Origin of the sequence: Streptococcus mitis, from assembly GCF_023110375.1 — a bacterium.
Lineage (GTDB): Bacteria > Bacillota > Bacilli > Lactobacillales > Streptococcaceae > Streptococcus > Streptococcus mitis_CI.
Window position 1 is genome coordinate 357,765 of the sequence record NZ_JALDVV010000001.1, and the last position, 19,796, is coordinate 377,560.

15 protein-coding genes are annotated in these 19,796 nt (G+C 40.0%); 3 read left to right on the forward strand and 12 right to left on the reverse strand.

Features of this window, described 5'->3' with window-relative positions:
• Window positions 1-17: 17 nt before the first annotated feature.
• From M1G12_RS01670 to gyrA, 4 genes are all read right to left on the reverse strand, one after another.
• Window positions 18-1,298, reverse strand: a complete 1,281-nt coding sequence (locus tag M1G12_RS01670) for an O-acetylhomoserine aminocarboxypropyltransferase/cysteine synthase family protein (RefSeq protein WP_000196318.1) — start codon at window positions 1,296-1,298, stop codon at window positions 18-20.
• Between the two features lie 144 nt (window positions 1,299-1,442).
• Window positions 1,443-2,240: a formate/nitrite transporter family protein gene (locus M1G12_RS01675; protein ID WP_237446900.1), complete on the reverse strand. Its 798-nt coding sequence runs from the start codon at window positions 2,238-2,240 to the stop codon at window positions 1,443-1,445.
• Window positions 2,241-2,382: 142 nt separating this feature from the next.
• Window positions 2,383-3,126 (reverse strand): class A sortase, encoded by a 744-nt coding sequence (locus M1G12_RS01680; protein WP_000018500.1) that lies wholly within the window; start codon window positions 3,124-3,126, stop codon window positions 2,383-2,385.
• Window positions 3,126-5,594 (reverse strand): DNA gyrase subunit A, encoded by a 2,469-nt coding sequence (gene gyrA / locus M1G12_RS01685; protein ID WP_247949295.1) that lies wholly within the window; start codon window positions 5,592-5,594, stop codon window positions 3,126-3,128. The genes M1G12_RS01680 and gyrA overlap by 1 nt, the downstream gene beginning before the upstream one ends.
• Window positions 5,595-5,788: 194 nt before the next feature.
• Between gyrA and M1G12_RS01690 the strand changes: the two genes are divergently transcribed.
• Window positions 5,789-6,775, forward strand: a complete 987-nt coding sequence (locus M1G12_RS01690) for an L-lactate dehydrogenase (protein WP_000204729.1) — start codon at window positions 5,789-5,791, stop codon at window positions 6,773-6,775.
• Window positions 6,776-7,093: 318 nt separating this feature from the next.
• Here M1G12_RS01690 and pyk read toward each other — a convergent pair whose 3' ends face one another.
• The 3 genes from pyk to M1G12_RS01705 all read right to left on the reverse strand — a co-directional run bounded on the left by pyk (window position 7,094) and on the right by M1G12_RS01705 (window position 12,849).
• Window positions 7,094-8,599 (reverse strand): pyruvate kinase, encoded by a 1,506-nt coding sequence (gene pyk, locus M1G12_RS01695; protein WP_084865077.1) that lies wholly within the window; start codon window positions 8,597-8,599, stop codon window positions 7,094-7,096.
• A gap of 58 nt (window positions 8,600-8,657) precedes the next feature.
• Window positions 8,658-9,665 (reverse strand): 6-phosphofructokinase, encoded by a 1,008-nt coding sequence (pfkA, locus tag M1G12_RS01700; RefSeq protein ID WP_084865076.1) that lies wholly within the window; start codon window positions 9,663-9,665, stop codon window positions 8,658-8,660.
• A gap of 82 nt (window positions 9,666-9,747) precedes the next feature.
• Window positions 9,748-12,849, reverse strand: coding sequence for a DNA polymerase III subunit alpha (locus tag M1G12_RS01705; protein ID WP_247949296.1), 3,102 nt, complete (start codon window positions 12,847-12,849; stop codon window positions 9,748-9,750).
• Window positions 12,850-13,249: 400 nt separating this feature from the next.
• Here M1G12_RS01705 and M1G12_RS01710 point away from each other — a divergent pair, with 400 nt between their 5' ends.
• A complete protein-coding gene (locus M1G12_RS01710; protein WP_247949297.1) occupies window positions 13,250-15,532 on the forward strand; it encodes a Xaa-Pro dipeptidyl-peptidase in 2,283 nt (760 codons plus the stop codon).
• Window positions 15,533-16,000: 468 nt separating this feature from the next.
• Window positions 16,001-16,471, forward strand: coding sequence for an arginine repressor (locus tag M1G12_RS01715; protein WP_084865073.1), 471 nt, complete (start codon window positions 16,001-16,003; stop codon window positions 16,469-16,471).
• Between the two features lie 43 nt (window positions 16,472-16,514).
• Here the strand turns inward: M1G12_RS01715 and M1G12_RS01720 are convergent, their stop codons facing one another.
• The 5 genes from M1G12_RS01720 to M1G12_RS01740 all read right to left on the reverse strand — a co-directional run bounded on the left by M1G12_RS01720 (window position 16,515) and on the right by M1G12_RS01740 (window position 19,783).
• Window positions 16,515-16,673, reverse strand: a complete 159-nt coding sequence (locus M1G12_RS01720; RefSeq protein ID WP_084865072.1) for a hypothetical protein — start codon at window positions 16,671-16,673, stop codon at window positions 16,515-16,517.
• Between the two features lie 9 nt (window positions 16,674-16,682).
• A complete protein-coding gene (gene obgE / locus M1G12_RS01725; protein ID WP_084865071.1) occupies window positions 16,683-17,993 on the reverse strand; it encodes a GTPase ObgE in 1,311 nt (436 codons plus the stop codon).
• A gap of 65 nt (window positions 17,994-18,058) precedes the next feature.
• Window positions 18,059-18,193, reverse strand: coding sequence for a DUF4044 domain-containing protein (locus M1G12_RS01730; RefSeq protein WP_000863852.1), 135 nt, complete (start codon window positions 18,191-18,193; stop codon window positions 18,059-18,061).
• Between the two features lie 58 nt (window positions 18,194-18,251).
• On the reverse strand, window positions 18,252-18,428 hold the full coding sequence (locus tag M1G12_RS01735; protein WP_084929897.1) for a PspC domain-containing protein: 177 nt from the start codon (window positions 18,426-18,428) through the stop codon (window positions 18,252-18,254).
• Window positions 18,429-18,457: 29 nt separating this feature from the next.
• On the reverse strand, window positions 18,458-19,783 hold the full coding sequence (locus tag M1G12_RS01740; protein ID WP_247949298.1) for a glycosyltransferase family 4 protein: 1,326 nt from the start codon (window positions 19,781-19,783) through the stop codon (window positions 18,458-18,460).
• Window positions 19,784-19,796 lie beyond the last annotated feature (13 nt).

A 19,796-nucleotide genomic window follows, 5' to 3' on the forward strand; every position in this document is an offset into this window, starting at 1 on the left:
GTTTATCTTCTTTTTCTTTAAATTTTTTCCAAGGCCAAGCGCAAGTCTTCAATCAAATCTTCTACATTTTCAAGACCGATTGACAAACGAATTTGATTTGGTGTGACACCTGCTGCTTCTAGATCTTTTTCTGACAATTGACCGTGAGTGGTTGTGGCTGGATGAACAACAAGAGACTTAGCATCTGCCACGTTTGCAAGGTCAGAGAAGATTTCTAAATGATCAATTACCTTGCGGGCTTCTGCTTCCCCACCTTTGACATGGAAAGTAAAGATTGAACCCACACCTTTTGGCAAGTATTTCTCAGCCAAGGCATGATAAGGACTATCTGCAAGTTTTGGATAGTTGACTTTTTCTACCTTAGGATGGTTGACAAGGAAATCAACAATTTTCTCTGCATTTTGTACATGACGTTCCACACGAAGTGAAAGGGTTTCAAGTCCTTGGAGCAAGAGAAAGGCATTAAATGGCGACAAGGCTGCACCTGTATCACGAAGCAATTGGACACGGACAGCGATAATAAAGGCTGCTGCACCCACATCACGAGTATAGCTCAAATTGTGGTAGCTTGGGTCTTCCTCAACAAATTGAGGGAATTTCCCTGAAGCTGCCCAGTCAAAACGACCGCTATCGACAATCACTCCACCAATAGTCGTACCATGCCCACCGATAAACTTAGTCGCAGAGTGAATAGCAATATCTACACCGTGAGAAAAGACATTAATCAAGTAAGGTGTGGCAAAGGTATTATCCGAAACTAGTGGAATCTGATGCTTATGAGCAATCTCTGCCAATTTTTCCAAATCTGGAATGTTAATCAAGGGATTCCCCAAGGTTTCAATCAGAACAAGTTTGGTATTGTCATTAATAGCTGCTTCCACTTCCTCCAAATTATCCACGTCCACAAAGGTTGTTGTGATACCATAACGAGGAAGGGTTTCTTTCAAAAGATTGAAAGTCCCACCGTAGATAGTTGAGGCCGCTACTACATGGTCACCTGCATGAGCAAGAGCCAAAATCGTATAAGTCACTGCTGCCATACCTGATGCTGTTGCAAGAGCTCCGACACCACCTTCAAGGGCAGCAATTCTTTCTTCAAAAGCAGCCGTTGTAGGATTTGTAATACGAGTATAGATGTTGCCTGGTTTTCTCAAGGCAAAAAGATCGGCACCTTCCTGCGTATCGTCAAAAACAAAAGATGTTGTTTGATAAATCGGTACTGCACGAGACTTGGTAGCTGGATCCACAACTTGACCAGCATGTAGTTGCAGAGTTTCAAATTTAAAATCACGAGTCATAAGGCGACCTCCATATAGTTTCATTAAGGATATTGTAGCACTATCAACCTATATTGACTAATACCTCTTTTCTATATTTTGATATAAGGAGCGACTATTACTTCTTACAAAACAAAAAAAGCACGACTCAATCGTGCTCATTTCTTAATCTACATAAGTATCTTCGTTTTTATTGAGGAAGGCATATGGAAGACCCATCAAGAGGCCTCCTCCGATAAAGTTCCCAATGAAGGTTACACCCCAGTGGCGAAGCATATTTCCAACACCAAAGTTAGCAATTGAATCCGCAGCAACACTGAATTTCACAATCGCGAAAGAAGCAAAGTTCGCAGCGATGTGCTCGTTTGTTAAGAATACAAACATGTAAATTGCTGATAAAACGAGCCAAAGTTTGGCACCACCATCTTTGACCAAAACAAATGAAAGAATCGCAATATTTACGAAAATATTGGCTAAAATACCTTCAAGTAAGACTAGCTCATTGGAACGGCCTAACTTCATCTCTACAACCCCAGAGATGAAACTATCATGAGTCAGATTTGCATAGGCTGCCGAATGAGCAAATCCCCAACCTGCTATCAAAGCCCCGATAAGGTTGAACAAGGTACAGTAAAGTAAAATCTCAGCTGTTTTTCTCCAAGAGATTTTTTTCAAGAAACTACCGGCTGTCAAGAACATCATGTTTGATGTTACCAACTCAGCATTCAAGAAAACAATGTAAGCCAAGCCCCAAGCAAAGACAAAGGGGAAAAGAAAACGTCCACTACCTGGCGCAATTTTATTAATCAAGTCAGCCCCAACTGCACCAGCAGCAGTACTGAAGGTTAAAAATGCACCTGCGAACATAGAACGAATCGCATACTTAAATTTGCTTTGACTATAAAGACTTTCCTTCTTCTTGCAAGCAAATTCAATCTTTGAGATAAATTCTGAAGAAACCATAATAAACTCCTAAAATTTTTTACCTGATAATTATATCACAAACTTTAGAATTAAGGAAACGTTTTCTGTATTTCATAACAGTTTATTTTGAAACGCAATCTATAAAAAATCAGTAAAACCTAAGATTTTACTGATTTTATCTTTAATAGCGTTGTTTATATGGTTGATTGAAAGCTGTTAGAATTTCTTCAGGGGTTTGTGAATAGTCTTTTGTATCTTTCAAATCACCTTTTACGATAATACGCTCTGTCGCATCATAGTCTACACAGGTTACAAGCGTGATTTCATCAACACCACTACGGTCATCAATCTCATCGACGCGATCTGGAGTCACATGCTTCACTTCACGGATTTCATAGGTATAAACTTTATCCTTATCAGTTAGATAAATTTTCATCCCATTTTTAGCACGTGACAGTGGAGAAAAAAGCATTTGACTGGCATTTTCCGCCGTGAAGATGTGATGGCTCGCAAGTGAATAGTTTCCTTTCCCCATCACTTGGTCACGCTTCATTGTACCAGCTCCATAGAAGAGATTGACATTATCGAGCCCCTTAAAAATAGGCAAGTTAATTTCTACCTCAGGAACAGCAATTCCACCGATAACAGGCAATTTTTGCGAATCCCATTGTGAGGATAAGACAGCTTCTGACGAGATAGCTTTTACTGAATCAAAGTCAAAATTTCCTTCTGTATCTTGATTTTCTTCCAATTTTTCTTTTGATACCTGGCTGACTTGGTATTTATTAGTATTCCAAACCATGAACATATCACGAATTTTTGAATTGAAAATCAAAGCAAGTGACAAGAGAATTAAAAATCCTGCCAGGATATTGATTAGTAAATTTTTACGGTTTGTTTTCTTTTTGTTCTTTTTATGAGACATTATGCTTCACCTTCTGTTTCGTTTTCTGCCCCAACTTCTTCTTTTTCTGCCGCTGTAACCGTAGTAAAGGTTACAATTTTAGCATCTTGGTCCAGGCGCATCACTTTAACTCCCATAGTTGAGCGACCTGTTTGTGAAATATTGGCAACGTTGGTTCGAATCATGACACCTGTATCAGTGATAATCATCAAATCCTCATCGCTTTTTACTGTCATAAGACCAGCAAGGGAACCATTCTTTTCAGTAATTTTAGCAGTTTGCATCCCTTTACCACCACGACCTTTTGTTGGATATTCAGTCGCAACGGTGCGCTTACCATATCCTTTTTCAGTGATGATAAGAACCTCGTCCTGGTCTGTAATCACACTAGCACCAACAACTGTGTCCCCATCACGGAGATTAACACCTTTCACCCCCGTAGCGATACGACTCATTCCACGAACGGCTGATTGATTAAAGCGAACTGCATAACCAAACTTGGTACCAATGATAATGTCCGTATCTTCTTCCGTCAACAAGACATTAATCAGTTCATCTTCATCTTTAAGGTTCAGTGCTTTAAGTCCATTTTGACGAATGTTAGCAAATTCCTTAACGCTGGTTCTCTTCACAATACCATGACGAGTTGTGAAGAAGAGATAAGCGTCATCACTGCGTTCAGAATCAACATTGATGATGGTTTGAATACTTTCGCCTTCATCCAATTTCAAAAGATTGACAATCGGCAAGCCCTTAGCAGTACGGCCATACTCAGGAATTTCATAGCCTTTCAGGCGATAGACGCGTCCTTTATTTGTAAAGAAGAGTAGGTGATCATGGGTGCTAGTTGACACTAACTCACGAACAAAATCGTCATCCTTAACTCCCGTACCTTGAACACCACGACCACCACGTTTTTGAGCGGTAAATTCGTCTTGGTCCAGACGTTTGATGTAGCCCTTGTTAGAAAGCGTAATTAAGACATCTGATTCCTCAATCAAGTCCTCATCTTCAAGGCTTAAGACTTCACCGACCATTAATTCAGTACGACGTTGGTCGCCAAACTTACGCTTAACTTCGTCTAATTCATCTTTAATGATTTGAGAAACACGTTCGGGCTTAGCAAGAATATCTGCTAAATCTGCAATCAGAGCCAAGAGGTCATCATACTCAGACTGAATCTTATCGCGTTCCAAACCTGTCAAACGACGAAGACGCATATCAAGAATGGCTTGACTTTGACGTTCAGAAAGCTTAAACTTACTCATCAACTCAGCTTGTGCTTCCGCATCCGTTTCACTAGCACGGATGATGCGAATCACTTCGTCGATATGGTCTAGCGCAATCAAGAGACCTTCTAAAATATGAGCACGCGCTTCTGCTTTTTCCTTATCAAAACGAGTACGACGAACAACCACTTCTTTTTGGTGCTCAATATAAGCATCCAAAATCTGACGAAGAGACAAAATCTTCGGTACGCCATTTTGGATAGCAAGCATATTGAAACCAAAGTTGGTTTGCATCTGGGTCATCTTGAAAAGGTTATTAAGAATAACATTGGCTGAGGCATCGCGCTTGACTTCGATAACAAAGCGAACACCTTCACGGTTTGACTCATCACGTACTGCTGTGATGCCCTCAATGCGTTTTTCCTGAACCAAACGAACAATATGCTCATGCACCTTTGTTTTATTGACCATATAAGGAAATTCTGTTACAACAATACGCTCACGGCCAGTCTTAGTTTCCTCAATTTCAGTACGAGAACGAAGGACAATAGAACCTTTACCTGTTTCGTAGGCCTTATGGATACCTGATTTCCCCATGACAAGAGCACCAGTTGGAAAATCTGGCCCAGGCAGGACTTCCATCAAGTCCTTAGTGGTCACTTCAGGATTGTCCATGACCAACTTCACTGCATCAATGGTTTCACCAAGGTTATGAGGTGGAATATTGGTTGCCATCCCAACAGCAATACCAGTTGCTCCATTAACCAAAAGATTAGGAAAGCGCGCTGGCAAGACCAAGGGTTCACGTTCATTGGCATCATAGTTATCAACGAAGTCAACTGTATTTTTGTTAATATCACGAAGCATCTCCAGAGCAATCTTGCTCATACGTGCCTCAGTGTAACGCTGGGCGGCAGCACCATCACCATCCATGGAACCAAAGTTCCCATGACCATCTACAAGCATGTAACGATAGCTCCACCATTGAGCCATACGGACCATGGCTTCATAGATAGAGGAATCCCCGTGTGGGTGATATTTACCCATGACATCCCCTGTAATACGAGCAGATTTTTTATGAGGTTTGTCTGGAGTAACACCCAGTTCATTCATTCCGTAGAGAATCCGACGGTGGACGGGTTTCAAGCCATCTCGAACATCAGGAAGAGCCCGCGCTACGATAACACTCATAGCGTAGTCAATAAAGCTCGTCTTCATCTCCTTTGTCAGATTGACATTCACTAAATTTCTATCCTGCATTAATAAATGCCTCATTTCACTATTAGTAATTAACTATATTATACCATAATGTCCGCTATATTTCAGGTATCTAAAACCACTAAAACGTTTACATCAAGAACTGAAATGTATATCCGTGACAAAGCTTTTTAAAAGTGATAAAATTGAAATAACTGGGGAAATCCCTGAATAAAATTAAGGAGATGTTTAGAATAATGACTTCAACTAAACAACACAAAAAAGTTATCCTTGTCGGTGATGGTGCTGTAGGTTCTTCTTACGCTTTTGCACTTGTTAACCAAGGAATTGCACAAGAGCTTGGAATTATCGAAATTCCACAATTGCATGAAAAAGCTGTTGGTGACGCGCTTGACCTTAGTCACGCCCTTGCCTTCACTTCACCTAAAAAAATCTATGCAGCTCAATACTCTGACTGTGCAGACGCTGACCTTGTTGTAATCACTGCAGGTGCGCCTCAAAAACCAGGTGAAACTCGTCTTGACCTTGTAGGTAAAAACCTTGCTATCAACAAATCAATTGTAACTCAAGTTGTTGAATCAGGTTTCAAAGGTATCTTCCTTGTTGCTGCTAACCCAGTTGACGTCTTGACTTACTCAACTTGGAAATTCTCTGGATTCCCTAAAGAACGCGTTATCGGTTCAGGTACTTCACTTGACTCAGCTCGTTTCCGTCAAGCACTTGCTGAAAAATTGGATGTTGATGCTCGTTCAGTCCACGCCTACATTATGGGTGAACACGGTGACTCTGAGTTCGCTGTTTGGTCACACGCTAACATCGCTGGTGTAAACCTTGAAGAATTCCTTAAAGACACTCAAAATGTTCAAGAAGCTGAATTGATTGAATTGTTCGAAGGTGTTCGTGATGCAGCTTACACAATCATCAACAAAAAAGGTGCAACATACTACGGTATCGCAGTAGCCCTTGCTCGTATTACTAAAGCAATCCTTGACGATGAAAACGCAGTACTTCCACTTTCAGTATTCCAAGAAGGTCAATACGGAGTTAAAAACGTCTTTATCGGTCAACCAGCTGTTGTTGGTGCACATGGTATTGTTCGTCCAGTAAATATCCCATTGAACGACGCAGAAACTCAAAAAATGCAAGCATCTGCAAATGAATTACAAGCTATTATTGACGAAGCATGGAAAAACCCAGAATTCCAAGCTGCTTCTAAAAACTAATTTAGATAGTAATAACTCCTTGAGTCATCAGGGAGTTATTTTTTATCTCTATCTTAACTAAATATTTTATGAAATTTACGTAAAAAACAACATAACTTTAAAAGCTATCATGTCACAGTTCGAGCATAAATCCGAAAAACTACCAATCAGATCTATACACACGTTACAAAAAGTCTGAAGCAAGCAGTATTTGACGCACTTGATACCGTCCCATTAAATCGAAAGTAAAAAGTTTTGCTCCATTTGTGCTCCATAGACAAAAAAAGAGCCCATCATACAGGCTAGAAAGCTTGATATGATAGGCTTTTTTCATTTTGATTAGCGTACTGTGCGGATACGCATTGTGTTTGTACGAACAGCTTCTCCAACTGGTACACCAGCTACGATAACGATATCGTCACCTGATTGTACAAGACCTGCTTCAACTGCTTTACGTTCAGCGATTTCGAACATATCGTCAGTTGATGATGGAGCATCTGTCAACATTGGGATAACACCCCAGTTCAACATCAATCCACGTTCTGTCAATTCGTCGAATGTCAATGCCAAGATATCAGCATTTGGACGGTATTTAGAGATCAAACGTGCAGTGTGACCTGTCTTAGTAAGAGTTACAACCAATTTAATGTCCATTGAGTTAGTAGCATCTTTAACAGCTGAAGCCATTACTTCTGTCTTAGAGTTACGTTCAAATGAATCTGAGTTCAAACGTCCGTATTCGTTAAGAAGAGTTTGAGCGTTCTTATCGATTGTAGCCATTGTAGTTACTGACTCAAGTGGGTATTTACCGTTTGCAGACTCACCTGAAAGCATTGTTGCGTCAGTTCCGTCGATAACAGCGTTAAATACGTCTGATACTTCTGAACGAGTTGCACGTGGTTTTTCAGTCATTGTTTCAAGCATGTTTGTTGCAGTGATAACAACTTTACCTGCAGCATTGACTTTAGTGATGATCATTTTTTGGTAAACTGGAACCATTTCGAATGGTACTTCGATACCCATGTCACCACGAGCGATCATGATACCATCAGCAGCTTCGATGATTTCATCCAAGTTGTCGATACCTTGTTGGTTTTCGATTTTAGCGAACAATTGAACGTGTCCGTTTCCAGTTTCTTCACAGATTGCACGAACTTCATTCACGTCTTTTGCAGTACGTACGAATGAAATAGCGATGAAGTTGATACCTTGTTCAAGACCGAAACGGATATCGTCGTTATCGCGTTCAGCAAGAGCTGGGAAAGGAATTTTAGTGTTAGGAATGTTCACACCTTTTTGTTTAGCGATGATACCATCGTTTTCAACTTCAACTTCAAATTCACGAGTTGCGTCATCTTTAGCAACCACACGAAGACCAAGTTTACCATCGTCAACCAAAACTTGACGACCAACTTCAACATCATCATAGATATCAAGAGCACCAGCAACGTTCAATGCAATCACTTCACGAGTTGATTTGATTCCTTGTTTAGTTGCAACACGGATTTTCTCACCAGTTTTGTATGAATACTCTTTAGCTTCACCTTCGAACAATTCTGTACGGATTTCTGGTCCTTTTGTATCAAGAAGGAAACCAACTTTTTTACCTGCAAGTTTTTCAGCAAGTTTAACAGTTGCCATACGCTCACCTTGTTCTTGATGGTCACCGTGTGAGAAGTTGAAACGGAATGTGTTAGCACCAGCTTCAATCAATTTAGCAATGTTTTTAGCTGAAGCTTCAACATCAAGTTTTTCACCCCAGTATCCGTCCTCACCGAATTTTTTACCACCACGGATTTCTACCGCAGGACCCAAAGTTGCAACGATTTTTACACGTTTGTTCATGATTTTTGTGACTCCTTTATATATATGACCTTTTTGGTCTTATTAACTAAATTGTAAATTATGACAAGCTCTTATTCAAGCTAGATAGCTCAATGTCGGCTTTGTGTGGGTTATTAACCACAATCTTACCTTCTACAGTAAGGCTAAACAATGCTCCTTCTTCTGCAGTACCAAGAATTGGATTTTCAACCATTTTTTCGTTACGGATACCAACCGCAACACCACCGATGCCTTCTTTAAGAAGTTTAACAGCATGCGCACCCATACGTGACGCCAATACACGGTCACGCGCAGTTGGAGAACCACCACGTTGAATATGTCCAAGTTCTGTCACACGAAGGTCGCTTGTATCCCCAGCTTCTTTTAGTTTTTTACCAAATTCAGCTGCTGACATCACACCTTCTGCCAAGACGATGATATTGTGTTTTTTACCACACTCATAACCACATTTAATGCTTTCTACGATATCTTCAATCTTGAATCCTTCTTCAGGAATGATGATTTCATCAGCACCAGTTGCAATACCAGCCCAAAGAGCGATATCACCAGCGTTACGTCCCATAACTTCAATAACAAAAGTACGACGGTGACTTGATGATGTATCACGAATCTTATCGATAGCATCCATAGCAGTTGTAACCGCTGTGTCAAAACCGATTGTAAAGTCAGTACCAACGATATCGTTATCGATTGTACCTGGAAGACCGATAGCTGGGAAGCCATGTTCAGTCAAACGCATAGCGCCGTGGTAAGATCCGTCACCACCGATAACAACTACACCTTCAATTCCGTGTTTTTTCAATTGCTCAATCCCTTTAAGTTGCCCTTCAAGTTGAGCGAACTCTGGGTAACGAGCTGAGTGAAGGAAAGTACCACCACGAGAAATGATGTCTCCTACTGAAGCTGCATCTAGGGGATGAATTTCACCGGCAACCATACCAGCATATCCGTCATAGATACCAAACACTTCCATTCCTTCTGAAATTGCTTGACGAACAACTGCACGGATAGCAGCGTTCATACCAGGGGCGTCTCCACCACTAGTCAAAACAGCAATACGTTTCATATTGGTTTATGCTCCTTTTTCTTTTAACATTCTTATTGATTATACCACATTTGATTTTAAAATTCTTCTATTTTCCGTATTTTTAGCGATAAATCGTTTTCATAACGATTTCATTCAATTTCGCTTCTAATTCATTGGATTTAGCTACAAAATGATGGGGAGAAACGATTGTTTTCTGTTCCTCTTCATACCTGATAATGACTGGGATTGGGCCTTTATACTGGTCTAAAATACATGACATCTCCTGATCCGAGTCATGATTTTTCACCTGAATCCAGAAGCGTTCAGCCACTGCTTCTCTTATTTCTTGTGCAATCATTTGCAGACGGTCATCTCTTGATTGAATCTTACCGTTGATGTAGTAGAATTTTCCTTCAGATAGGATAGAGGAAAATTTTCGATACTGATCTGAAAATACTGTAACATCCATCAGAGACTGACTGTCGTGAACCTGTAGAAAGGCCATATTCTCGCCTTTTTTAGTTCGAATAACTTTTATTTTTTGCACTTCAACTAGAAGAGTTGCATGAACCCCCTCAATAAGATTAGCAATTGGAGTTGTCGGATATATGGATTGTTTAGCGAGAGTTTGTAGAGGATGGGCACTGATACCTACCCCAACCAGTTCTTGTTCCTTGTAAAACTTCTCTGCCTCTGTTAAATCATCAGCCTCAGTCCAACTATAATTTGTATCTGCAAAGAGCCCACCCAACTCCTCAACGAAAACAAATAAGTTAGGTAGGTTCACTAAAATCTTCTGGCGATTTTTGTCAAATTCATCAAAGAGCCCCAATTCAACTAAAGGCGTCAAAAGTGAGAGTTTCTTGTAATTCTTAGGAAGACGCGTGACGAAATCTTCAATACTTGAGAAAGGACGGTTTTCAATAATCCAATAAGAAAAATCTCTTGATACCCCCTTAATCGCTTTCAAACCTAGGTAAATTTTCTTTTGAACAATCTTATCATGATAGGGAATACTATTGATCGCTAAAGGTGCCACTTCAAATCCCATCTGCAATGCATCTACAATATAATCACTGTTTGAATAATTCAACATGACTTGAAAGAAAATAGCAGGATAGTGCGTCTTGAAATAAGCAAGTTGGAATGCCAGTGCTGAGTAAGCATAGGCGTGGGATCTATTAAATCCATAACCCGCAAACTTTTCCATCACTGCAAAAACTTGGTTGGCTTTCTCTTTTGAATGACCGAGTTTAACTGCACCAGTGATAAAATCTTCCTTCATCAAATGCATCTCTTTAGCATTTTTCTTACCCATGGCACGTCTGAGAATGTCGGCTTTACCAAGACTGAATCCTCCAAAGCGCTGAGCTACCTGCATAACTTGCTCTTGATAGAGCATGATACCGTAGGTTGATGACAGGATGTCCTCCAAGGAAGGATCTAACACCGTCACTTTTTCTTTGCCATGCTTGCGAGCCACAAAATTATCGATATAATCACTAGCACCTGGTCTGTTAAGGGATGTTGTTGCCACCACTTCTTCGAAGACTTGTGGTTTGACCCGTTTTAACAGTCGAATGGCTCCAGATTGTTCAAATTGGAAAATCCCTTTCGTATTTCCAGCTGCAAAGAGATCCAAGGTTTCTTTGTCTTCCAGATCAATCTCTTCGATTTTGAGATGAACACCCTCTGACTCCGCAAGTAATTCCTGCATTTTTTGTACGAAAGTCAGGTTACGTAAACCAAGAAAATCCATTTTTAGAAGTCCATTAGCTTCAATACCATGAGCATCGTACTGGGTGATGAGCATATCCTCACCATATTTTAGAGGAATATAGTCTGTCAAGTCTTGGTCACTCATAACGACTCCTGCAGCATGGATAGAGGTCTGACGAGGATAACCTTCAATCTTTCGAGCAATCTCAAAAGCTTTTTGGTACTCAATCTTACTATTTATGACCTGTCTAAATTGCAAATTCTTTTCATAGGCCGTCGTTAGCGTATCTCGGAAACTGATTTTTTTCGTAATATTTGTTAATTCGTACTCTGGAACACCATAGCGTTTGAAAACATCACGAATTGCCTGTTTTGCTCCAAAGGTCGAATAAGTGACAATCTGCGCCACATGTTGACTGCCATAGCGATCACGAACATAGCGAATGAACTCTGGTCTATAAAGGTCTGGAATGTCGATATCGATATCGGGCATGGTATAGCGTTCACGATTGAGGAAACGTTCAAAAATCAGATTTTTCTCTACTGGGTCAATCCCTGTGATATCAAGTGAATAGGCGACCAAACTACCCACAGCAGAACCGCGCCCCATTCCCATATAGTAGCCTTGGGAACGTCCAAAACGCAACAAATCCCAAATAATTAGGAAATAGTCATCAAAGCCCATATCATGAATAACAGCCAACTCTTCATTTAAACGCTTTTGATAAAGAACTGAGGTTAGCCCCTTGACTATCAGTCCCTGCTCAGCCCTCTCTCTAAGTTCTTCTACTGCAGGCCTTTCAGGGTTAAAGCGAGGGAGTTTTAAACTTGGATCAAGTTGGTAGCTAACATTCCCTATCAAACCTTGGAGATTGGCAAGCGCCTGAGGGAAGCGATTTTTAAACCGAGCTTCTAAATCTGAGGCAGGTAAAAAAATCCCTGGTTGTGAATGCACATCCACTTCTCTCAGACTGATATTATCCTTGACTGCCGACAAGATTTGCAAAACCTGTATGTCTTCTTTCTCAAAAGAGTTGACCTGATACAGTGGAAGAATAGGTTTGGTAAAGACTTCTTGGTGAGTATCGGGACTAACCCCAATAAAATAATCATGACCTAAATCCAGCTGATCGATTCCATCAAAATAAGAAACAATAACAGCAACATCCTCAAGGTGACTGGTAAAGTCAGACCAATTTTTTCGTCCCGTCATTTTTAAAGTGGATAACTTCATCAACTCTTGGTAACCTTTAGTAGATAGAGCTAGAAAACGAAAAGAGATCGCCTTCTCGTCTATAATCAAGGTCATTTCAAGACCAATTAGAGGTTGGATTCCATATTTTCGAGTCACTTCTAAAAAATGATAGGCTCCATAGAGATTATCCACATCCATAATAGCAAGGTGAGAATAACCATAGTTTTTAGCTATTTGTACATATTTTTCAATCGAAACTACACTTTCCATAAAACTATAAACTGTTTTGGTGTCAAGTTGTGCAATCATGAACTCACCTCTCCTATTTTGATATATTTCTATTATACCATTTTACACCCCATATTTCTTAATCAGTCCATTAAGTACGAACTGATCATCCTTATCCAATTCTAAACAGTAGTATAAAACAGATTCTACAAAAATTAATTTATTTTTATATTATTATGTTTTAGATAAAAATTCAAAACATTTTTATACTATATAAAGAATAATAAAACAAACATATATATTTTTTGTGATTTGGAAATCTTTAAACATGAGTATATTTTGTATTTTATTTACTGTAGATTATCATAAGTAACAGTAAATCTATACTCTTTTTTTAAATTTATTTCATTAGGGTTTATTTATTCCATTTTTCCCATTTTTTTGATATAATAAATTTAGTGTTTTTTCAAAGGAGAATACTATGCATTTTAATCAATTCAGCTATCTAGCATTTTCTAGTTCGCAATTGTTAAATGAATTGGAAACGCTAGGGCTAAATCTAACGCCACATCTGCCTTCAAAAAAGCAGTTTGAACACTTCATTCGTTGGAGTTTTTTTACTTACTCCAATACTGACTATGCTCTATCTACAATCTCGATAGATAAGGACACTGACTTTCTGACTTTTTGTCAGTCAGACAGAGAGTTGACTGCAGATATTTTCTATACTGTAGCCTTTCAACTCTTAGGTTTTTCTTACTTGTTTGACTTTGAGGACAGTGATGTTTTTCGTAAAGAGACTGGTTTTCCCATTATATATGGTGACTTGATTGAAAATTTCTATCAGTTACTCAATACTCGCACCAAAAAGGGAAATACTCTTATCGACCAACTTGTCAGTGACGGTCTTATTCCGGAGGATAATGACTATCACTACTTTAACGGTAAGAGTTTGGCTACTTTTTCTAGCCATGATGTCATTCGTGAAGTCGTTTACGTTGAAACTCGTGTCGATACTGACCAAAAAGGGCTACCAGACTTAGTCAAGGTCAGCATTATTCGTCCTCGTTATGACGGACAAATCCCTGCTATCATGACGGCCAGTCCTTATCACCAAGGAACAAATGACAAGGCAAGCGATAAGGCTCTTTACAAGATGGAGGGCAATCTCGAGGTTAAACCTGCTCACAAGATTGAACTAGAGGAACCTCAACTAAATCTAGTCCAACCTAAAGGTCAAGCTGAGCTTGTGTCAGAAACTGAGGAAAAGCTAATGCACATCAACGCTAGCTATACACTCAACGACTACTTCCTTCCACGAGGTTTTGCTAATCTCTATGTCTCAGGTGTTGGTACCAAAGACTCCACAGGTTTCATGACTAATGGAGACTATCAGCAAATCGAGGCTTATAAAAATGTCATCGATTGGCTTAATGGCCGTTGCCGTGCCTTTACCGACCATACACGCCAGCGTCAAGTCAAGGCTGACTGGTCAAATGGAAAAGTAGCCACAACTGGACTTTCTTATCTAGGTACAATGTCCAATGGTCTTGCGACTACAGGAGTCGATGGTTTAGAGGTTATCATTGCCGAGGCTGGCATTTCATCTTGGTACAACTACTACCGTGAAAACGGTCTGGTGACTAGCCCAGGTGGCTATCCAGGTGAGGACTTTGACTCCCTTGCTGAGTTAACCTATTCTCGTAATCTCTTGGCTGGTGACTATATCCGTGGCAATGAAGCTCACCAAACTGATTTGGAAAAGGTAAAAGAACAACTGGATCGCAAGACTGGCGACTATAATCAGTTTTGGCATGACCGCAACTATCTGCTCAATGCCCATAATGTAAAAGCAGAGATTGTCTTTACTCATGGTTCACAGGATTGGAATGTCAAACCGCTTCATGTTTACCAGATGTTTCACGCCCTTCCTGCTCATATAAATAAGCATCTCTTTTTCCATAATGGTTCCCATGTTTATATGAATAACTGGCAATCCATTGATTTCCGTGAGTCCATGAATGCCTTACTGACTAAGAAATTATTGGGACAGGAAACAGATTATCAGCTTCCGACTGTTATCTGGCAGGACAATACCGCTCCTCAGACTTGGTTATCACTTGGTACCTTCGGTGAGCAAGAAAACTTCGAAACCTTCTCACTTGGTCAAGAAGAACAGGTTATTCAAAACCAGTACTCAGATAAAGATTTTGAGCGTTATAGTAAGACATATCAGACCTTCAATACAGAACTCTATCAAGGGAAAGCCAATCAAATTACTATTGACCTTCCTGTAACCAAAGATCTTCACTTGAACGGTCGTGCCCAACTCAATCTTCGTATCAAATCCAGTACAAATAAGGGACTCTTATCTGCCCAACTACTGGAACATGGACAAAAAAAATACCTACAACCTTATCCAGCTGTTTTAAGTGCTAGAACCATTGACAACGGTCGCTACCACATGTTGGAAAATCTTAACGAATTGCCTTTTCGCGAAAATGCACAACGCGTCGTGACAAAAGGCTATATCAATTTGCAAAATAGAAATGATTTACTGTTAGTAGAGAATATTACTGTAGATGAATGGATGGATATCCAATTTGAATTGCAACCAACTATTTACAAGTTAAAAGAAGGAGATACTCTTCGTTTAGTCCTCTATACTACCGACTTTGAAATCACCATCCGTGACAACACCGCTTACCACCTGACTGTCGATCTTGAACAGTCTACACTTCTCTTACCTTGTCAAAAGGTATGATATCAGACTTTCAATATGGAAGATTTCCACTTAAACAGTTGAAACAAACATAAACTTGGTATCAAATGCAATCCCGATATAGGCTTATGATAAGTCTACACGGGAGCTTGGACAAAAGATACTAAGACCCTAACCAACATGTGTACTCATTAATAATACTCGCTACCACACCACATGTTGGAAAATCTCTGTGAATTGACATTTAGTATAAATTCACAACAAGTCGTGACAAAAGGCTACCCTAATTGAATGATTCACTGTCATTAAAGAACATCAATGTAGAAGAACGGATAGATAGCCTATTCATCTACACTCAACTAGTGACAAGTTAAAAGAAGGAGATTTCCTCCGTATAGTTCTTTATACTACTGACTTTGAAATCATCATACGTGACAATACCGCTTACCACCCGACTGACGATTTCGTTCAGTCCACGCTTTCTGTACCTTGTACAAGGAGTAATATTTTATGAATAAATCAGAACACCGACACCAACTCATAAGAGCTCTTGTAACGAAAAACAAGATTCATACTCAAGCTGAGCTACAAGCTCTTCTTGCTGATAACGACATTCAAGTTACACAAGCTACACTTTCAAGAGATATTAAAAACATGAACCTCTCAAAAGTACGAGAAGAAGACAACTCTTACTACGTGCTCAATACAAGTTCTATCTCAAAATGGGAAAAACGTCTCGAAATTTACATGGAAGATGCTCTTGTCTTGATGCGCCCAGTTCAACATCAAGTCCTACTAAAAACCCTTCCTGGACTTGCTCAATCCTTTGGTTCTATCATTGATGCTTTGAGCTTCCCTGATGCTATTGCTAGCCTCTGTGGCGATGATGTCTGTCTTGTCATCTGTGAAAATGCAGAAGGTGCTCAAAAATGCTTTGAAGAACTGAAAAAATTCGCCCCACCATTTTTCTTTGAAGAATAAGAAAATTCCGTGTCTGATGTGGCACGGAATCTTTTTATCTATTTTACTGAGATGGCTTGTCTTTTTTAGTTCGTGTTAATCTCAGGGCACGATTTGGATTGAGACGATTAAATAGTTCTTCCAATTTCTTTTCATTCCAAACATCTGCGGCGGAAACAAAGTTGCCATCAGCATCTCGGAAAGATATCGGTTTATCTCCCATATCAGTCTCCTAGTCTACAAATTCAAACTCAAATTTACCAATTCGGACCAAGTCACCATCTTTAGCTCCACGCGCACGAAGGGCTTCATCAACCCCCATACCACGTAATTGACGGGCAAATTTCATGACTGATTCGTCACGATCAAAGTTGGTCATATTAAAGAGTTTCATCAGTTTTTCACCAGAAAGTACCCATGTAGCATCGTCATCACGACTAATTTCAAAGGCTTTTTCTTCCTCGTCAAATCCATAATAAGCTTCTTCTTCCATATCTGACTCATCATAGAGCAAGAATTCTGGTGTCTTATCTAACAATTCAGCTGTAGCATCCAAAAGTGTAGCCAGACCTTTCTTGGTCAAACCAGATATTGGGAAAATAGCTGGTAGCTCTTCAAATTCATCGTAATTTTCAGCTAATTTCTTCTTGAATTCTTCAAGATTTTCCTGACTTTCAGGCATATCCATCTTATTGGCTACAATAATCTGTGGACGCTCCATGAGGCGAAGATTGTATGACTCCAGCTCTTTATTGATCGCTAGGTAGTCCTCATATGGATCACGGCCTTCGCTAGCTGACATATCAATGATGTGAAGGATGACACGTGTACGCTCGATATGGCGGAGGAACTGGGTTCCCAAACCAACACCTTGACTAGCACCTTCAATCAAACCTGGTAAATCAGCTACTGCAAAGGATTCACCTGATTGGGTACGAACCATTCCTAGATTTGGCACAATAGTCGTAAAATGGTAGGCACCGATTTTTGGTTTAGCAGATGTGATAACACTTAAAAGTGTTGATTTCCCAACAGAGGGGAAGCCTACTAAACCAACATCTGCCAAGATTTTTAATTCCAATTGTAACTCACGTTCCTGACCTGGTTCTCCATTTTCAGAGATTTCCGGTGCAGGATTTTTTGGTGTCGCAAAGCGGATATTTCCACGTCCACCACGACCACCGTGTGCAACGATAAATTCTTGTCCATGTTCAATCAAATCTGTCAAGACCTTGCCAGTCTCTGCATCACGCACAGTCGTACCTTGTGGTACTCGAACTCTGAGGTCTTCTGCACCACGACCATGCATTCCTTTGGTCATCCCTTTTTCACCAGAATCAGCCTTGAAATGGCGATTGTAGCGGAAATCCATCAAAGTACGTAGTCCTTCGTCTACAACGAAGACCACATTACCTCCACGTCCACCGTCACCACCCCAAGGACCGCCATTAGGGACGTATTTTTCACGACGAAAGGCAACCATACCATCGCCACCATTACCAGCCTTGACCTTAATCTTGGCTGTATCTAAAAACATACTCATTTTTTCTTCTCACTTTAAAAAAGGGCTGGGAAATCCCCCAGTCACAAAATTTTCTTGAATCTATTTTATAGATTACTGAGGGCACCAATTGCAGTTGCAAAAATACCCAAAATACTTGCTACTAACATGATAAGTACGATAAGCAAGGTTAATTTCTCAAACATAGTTTTTTTACGTTTTCCATTATCTCCAAATGCCATTTTTATCTCCTTCGTTACATTCTATTTTCTATTATCTTAGCATGAATTTAGCTAGTTTTCAATAGTCACTTGCTACCGGCGCAATAATCCATAAAATGATATAAGCTACAATTCCTGCCCCATAACAAAATGCAAGAACACCCCATATTACGCGAACGATAGTTGGATCCATATCAAGATAATGGGCCACTCCGGCACAAACACCCGCAATCTTTTTATCAAGACCACTTCTCATTAATTGTTTTTTCATGGCTGTTCCTCTTTCTATTCCTCATGGTCTTTCCAATAATCTCTTATGCTGATTAACTGCGTTTTTGAAGCCTTCAGCATGCGTCTAGAGCCTTTTACGGGCACAGCGACCACCTTTTGCGGAAGATACAAAACTGTCTTAAAGATACGCTGGCTGACCGTATCATCTTTTGCTAAATCTTTCTGGAAGTTATTTGAAATAATGGCATCCAGATAAAACTCATGCACTCGTTTTCCAAAGTTCTCAGCTGAAATCTCGTACAATTTCTCTGATAAGGTATGCTCATCCATATCTGGAGTTGCAATCAGGGCTTCCAAAATAGCTCCTGCCAAATCATGTTCCCCATAGTACAAGGTTCCAAACATTTTATCACTGATAAGATTGTCCAGATAAGGATTTCCGTGAGCAATGACAGGTGTTCCACTGGCTAAGCTTTCCAAGTATGTCAAACCTTGCGTTTCACTTGTCGATGCCGAGATGAAGAAATCCGCCGCCTTATAATAAAGAGCCGTCTCACTAGGAGCAATCATCCCTGTAAAGACAACAGAGTTTTGAATCTCTAGTTTCTGGGCTTGCACTTTGAGGTCAGCCAGATAAGGACCGTCCCCAGCTACCACCAGTTTAACCTTGTCTTCTTCTTTCAGAACTTCTGCAAAGGCTGCTAGTACTGCTTGAATATTTTTTTCATAAGAAATTCTGGAAAGACTAAGCAACATCTGTTCGTCCTCTTGAATCCCTAATTTACTACGCAGTTCTTTCAGATTTTCCTGCTTGATTTCCGGACGCTCAAACTTAGCTAATTCAATCCCAGTTGGAATGACCCGTTTTTCTACCTTGACCTTATAGTCAGATAGCAAGTCTCGGACAATCTCACTCGGGCAAATAACCCCATCCACATCATGCAGGAAACCTCTTACTAAGTACTTGACCATACTAGGACGAATCAACATCCCCTTAGCAATATAATGCACGTAGTCTTCGTATTGGGTGTGATAGGTATGGATGACTGGAATCTTCAATTCACGCGCAATCCAAATTCCCAACAAGCCAAGAGAAAATTCTGTCTGAGTATGGATAATATCCAGTTGATATTGTTTAGCAATTTCAAGCGCCTTGCTGAATCCTCGATAGGCAAAGCGGCGATCCTTAAAAGCAAAGAAAGGAACACTTGGAATACGGATGATTTGCCAATCTTCGTAGCGATTGACATCCTTATCTGTCGTAGTAAAGATAAAAACAGCATGCCCCTGCTTTTCAAGTTCTGTTTTCAAGGTTCGAATACTGGTCGCAACACCAGAAACCTGAGGAAAATAGGTATCTGTAAATAAACCAATTCGCATAGATTACCTCACT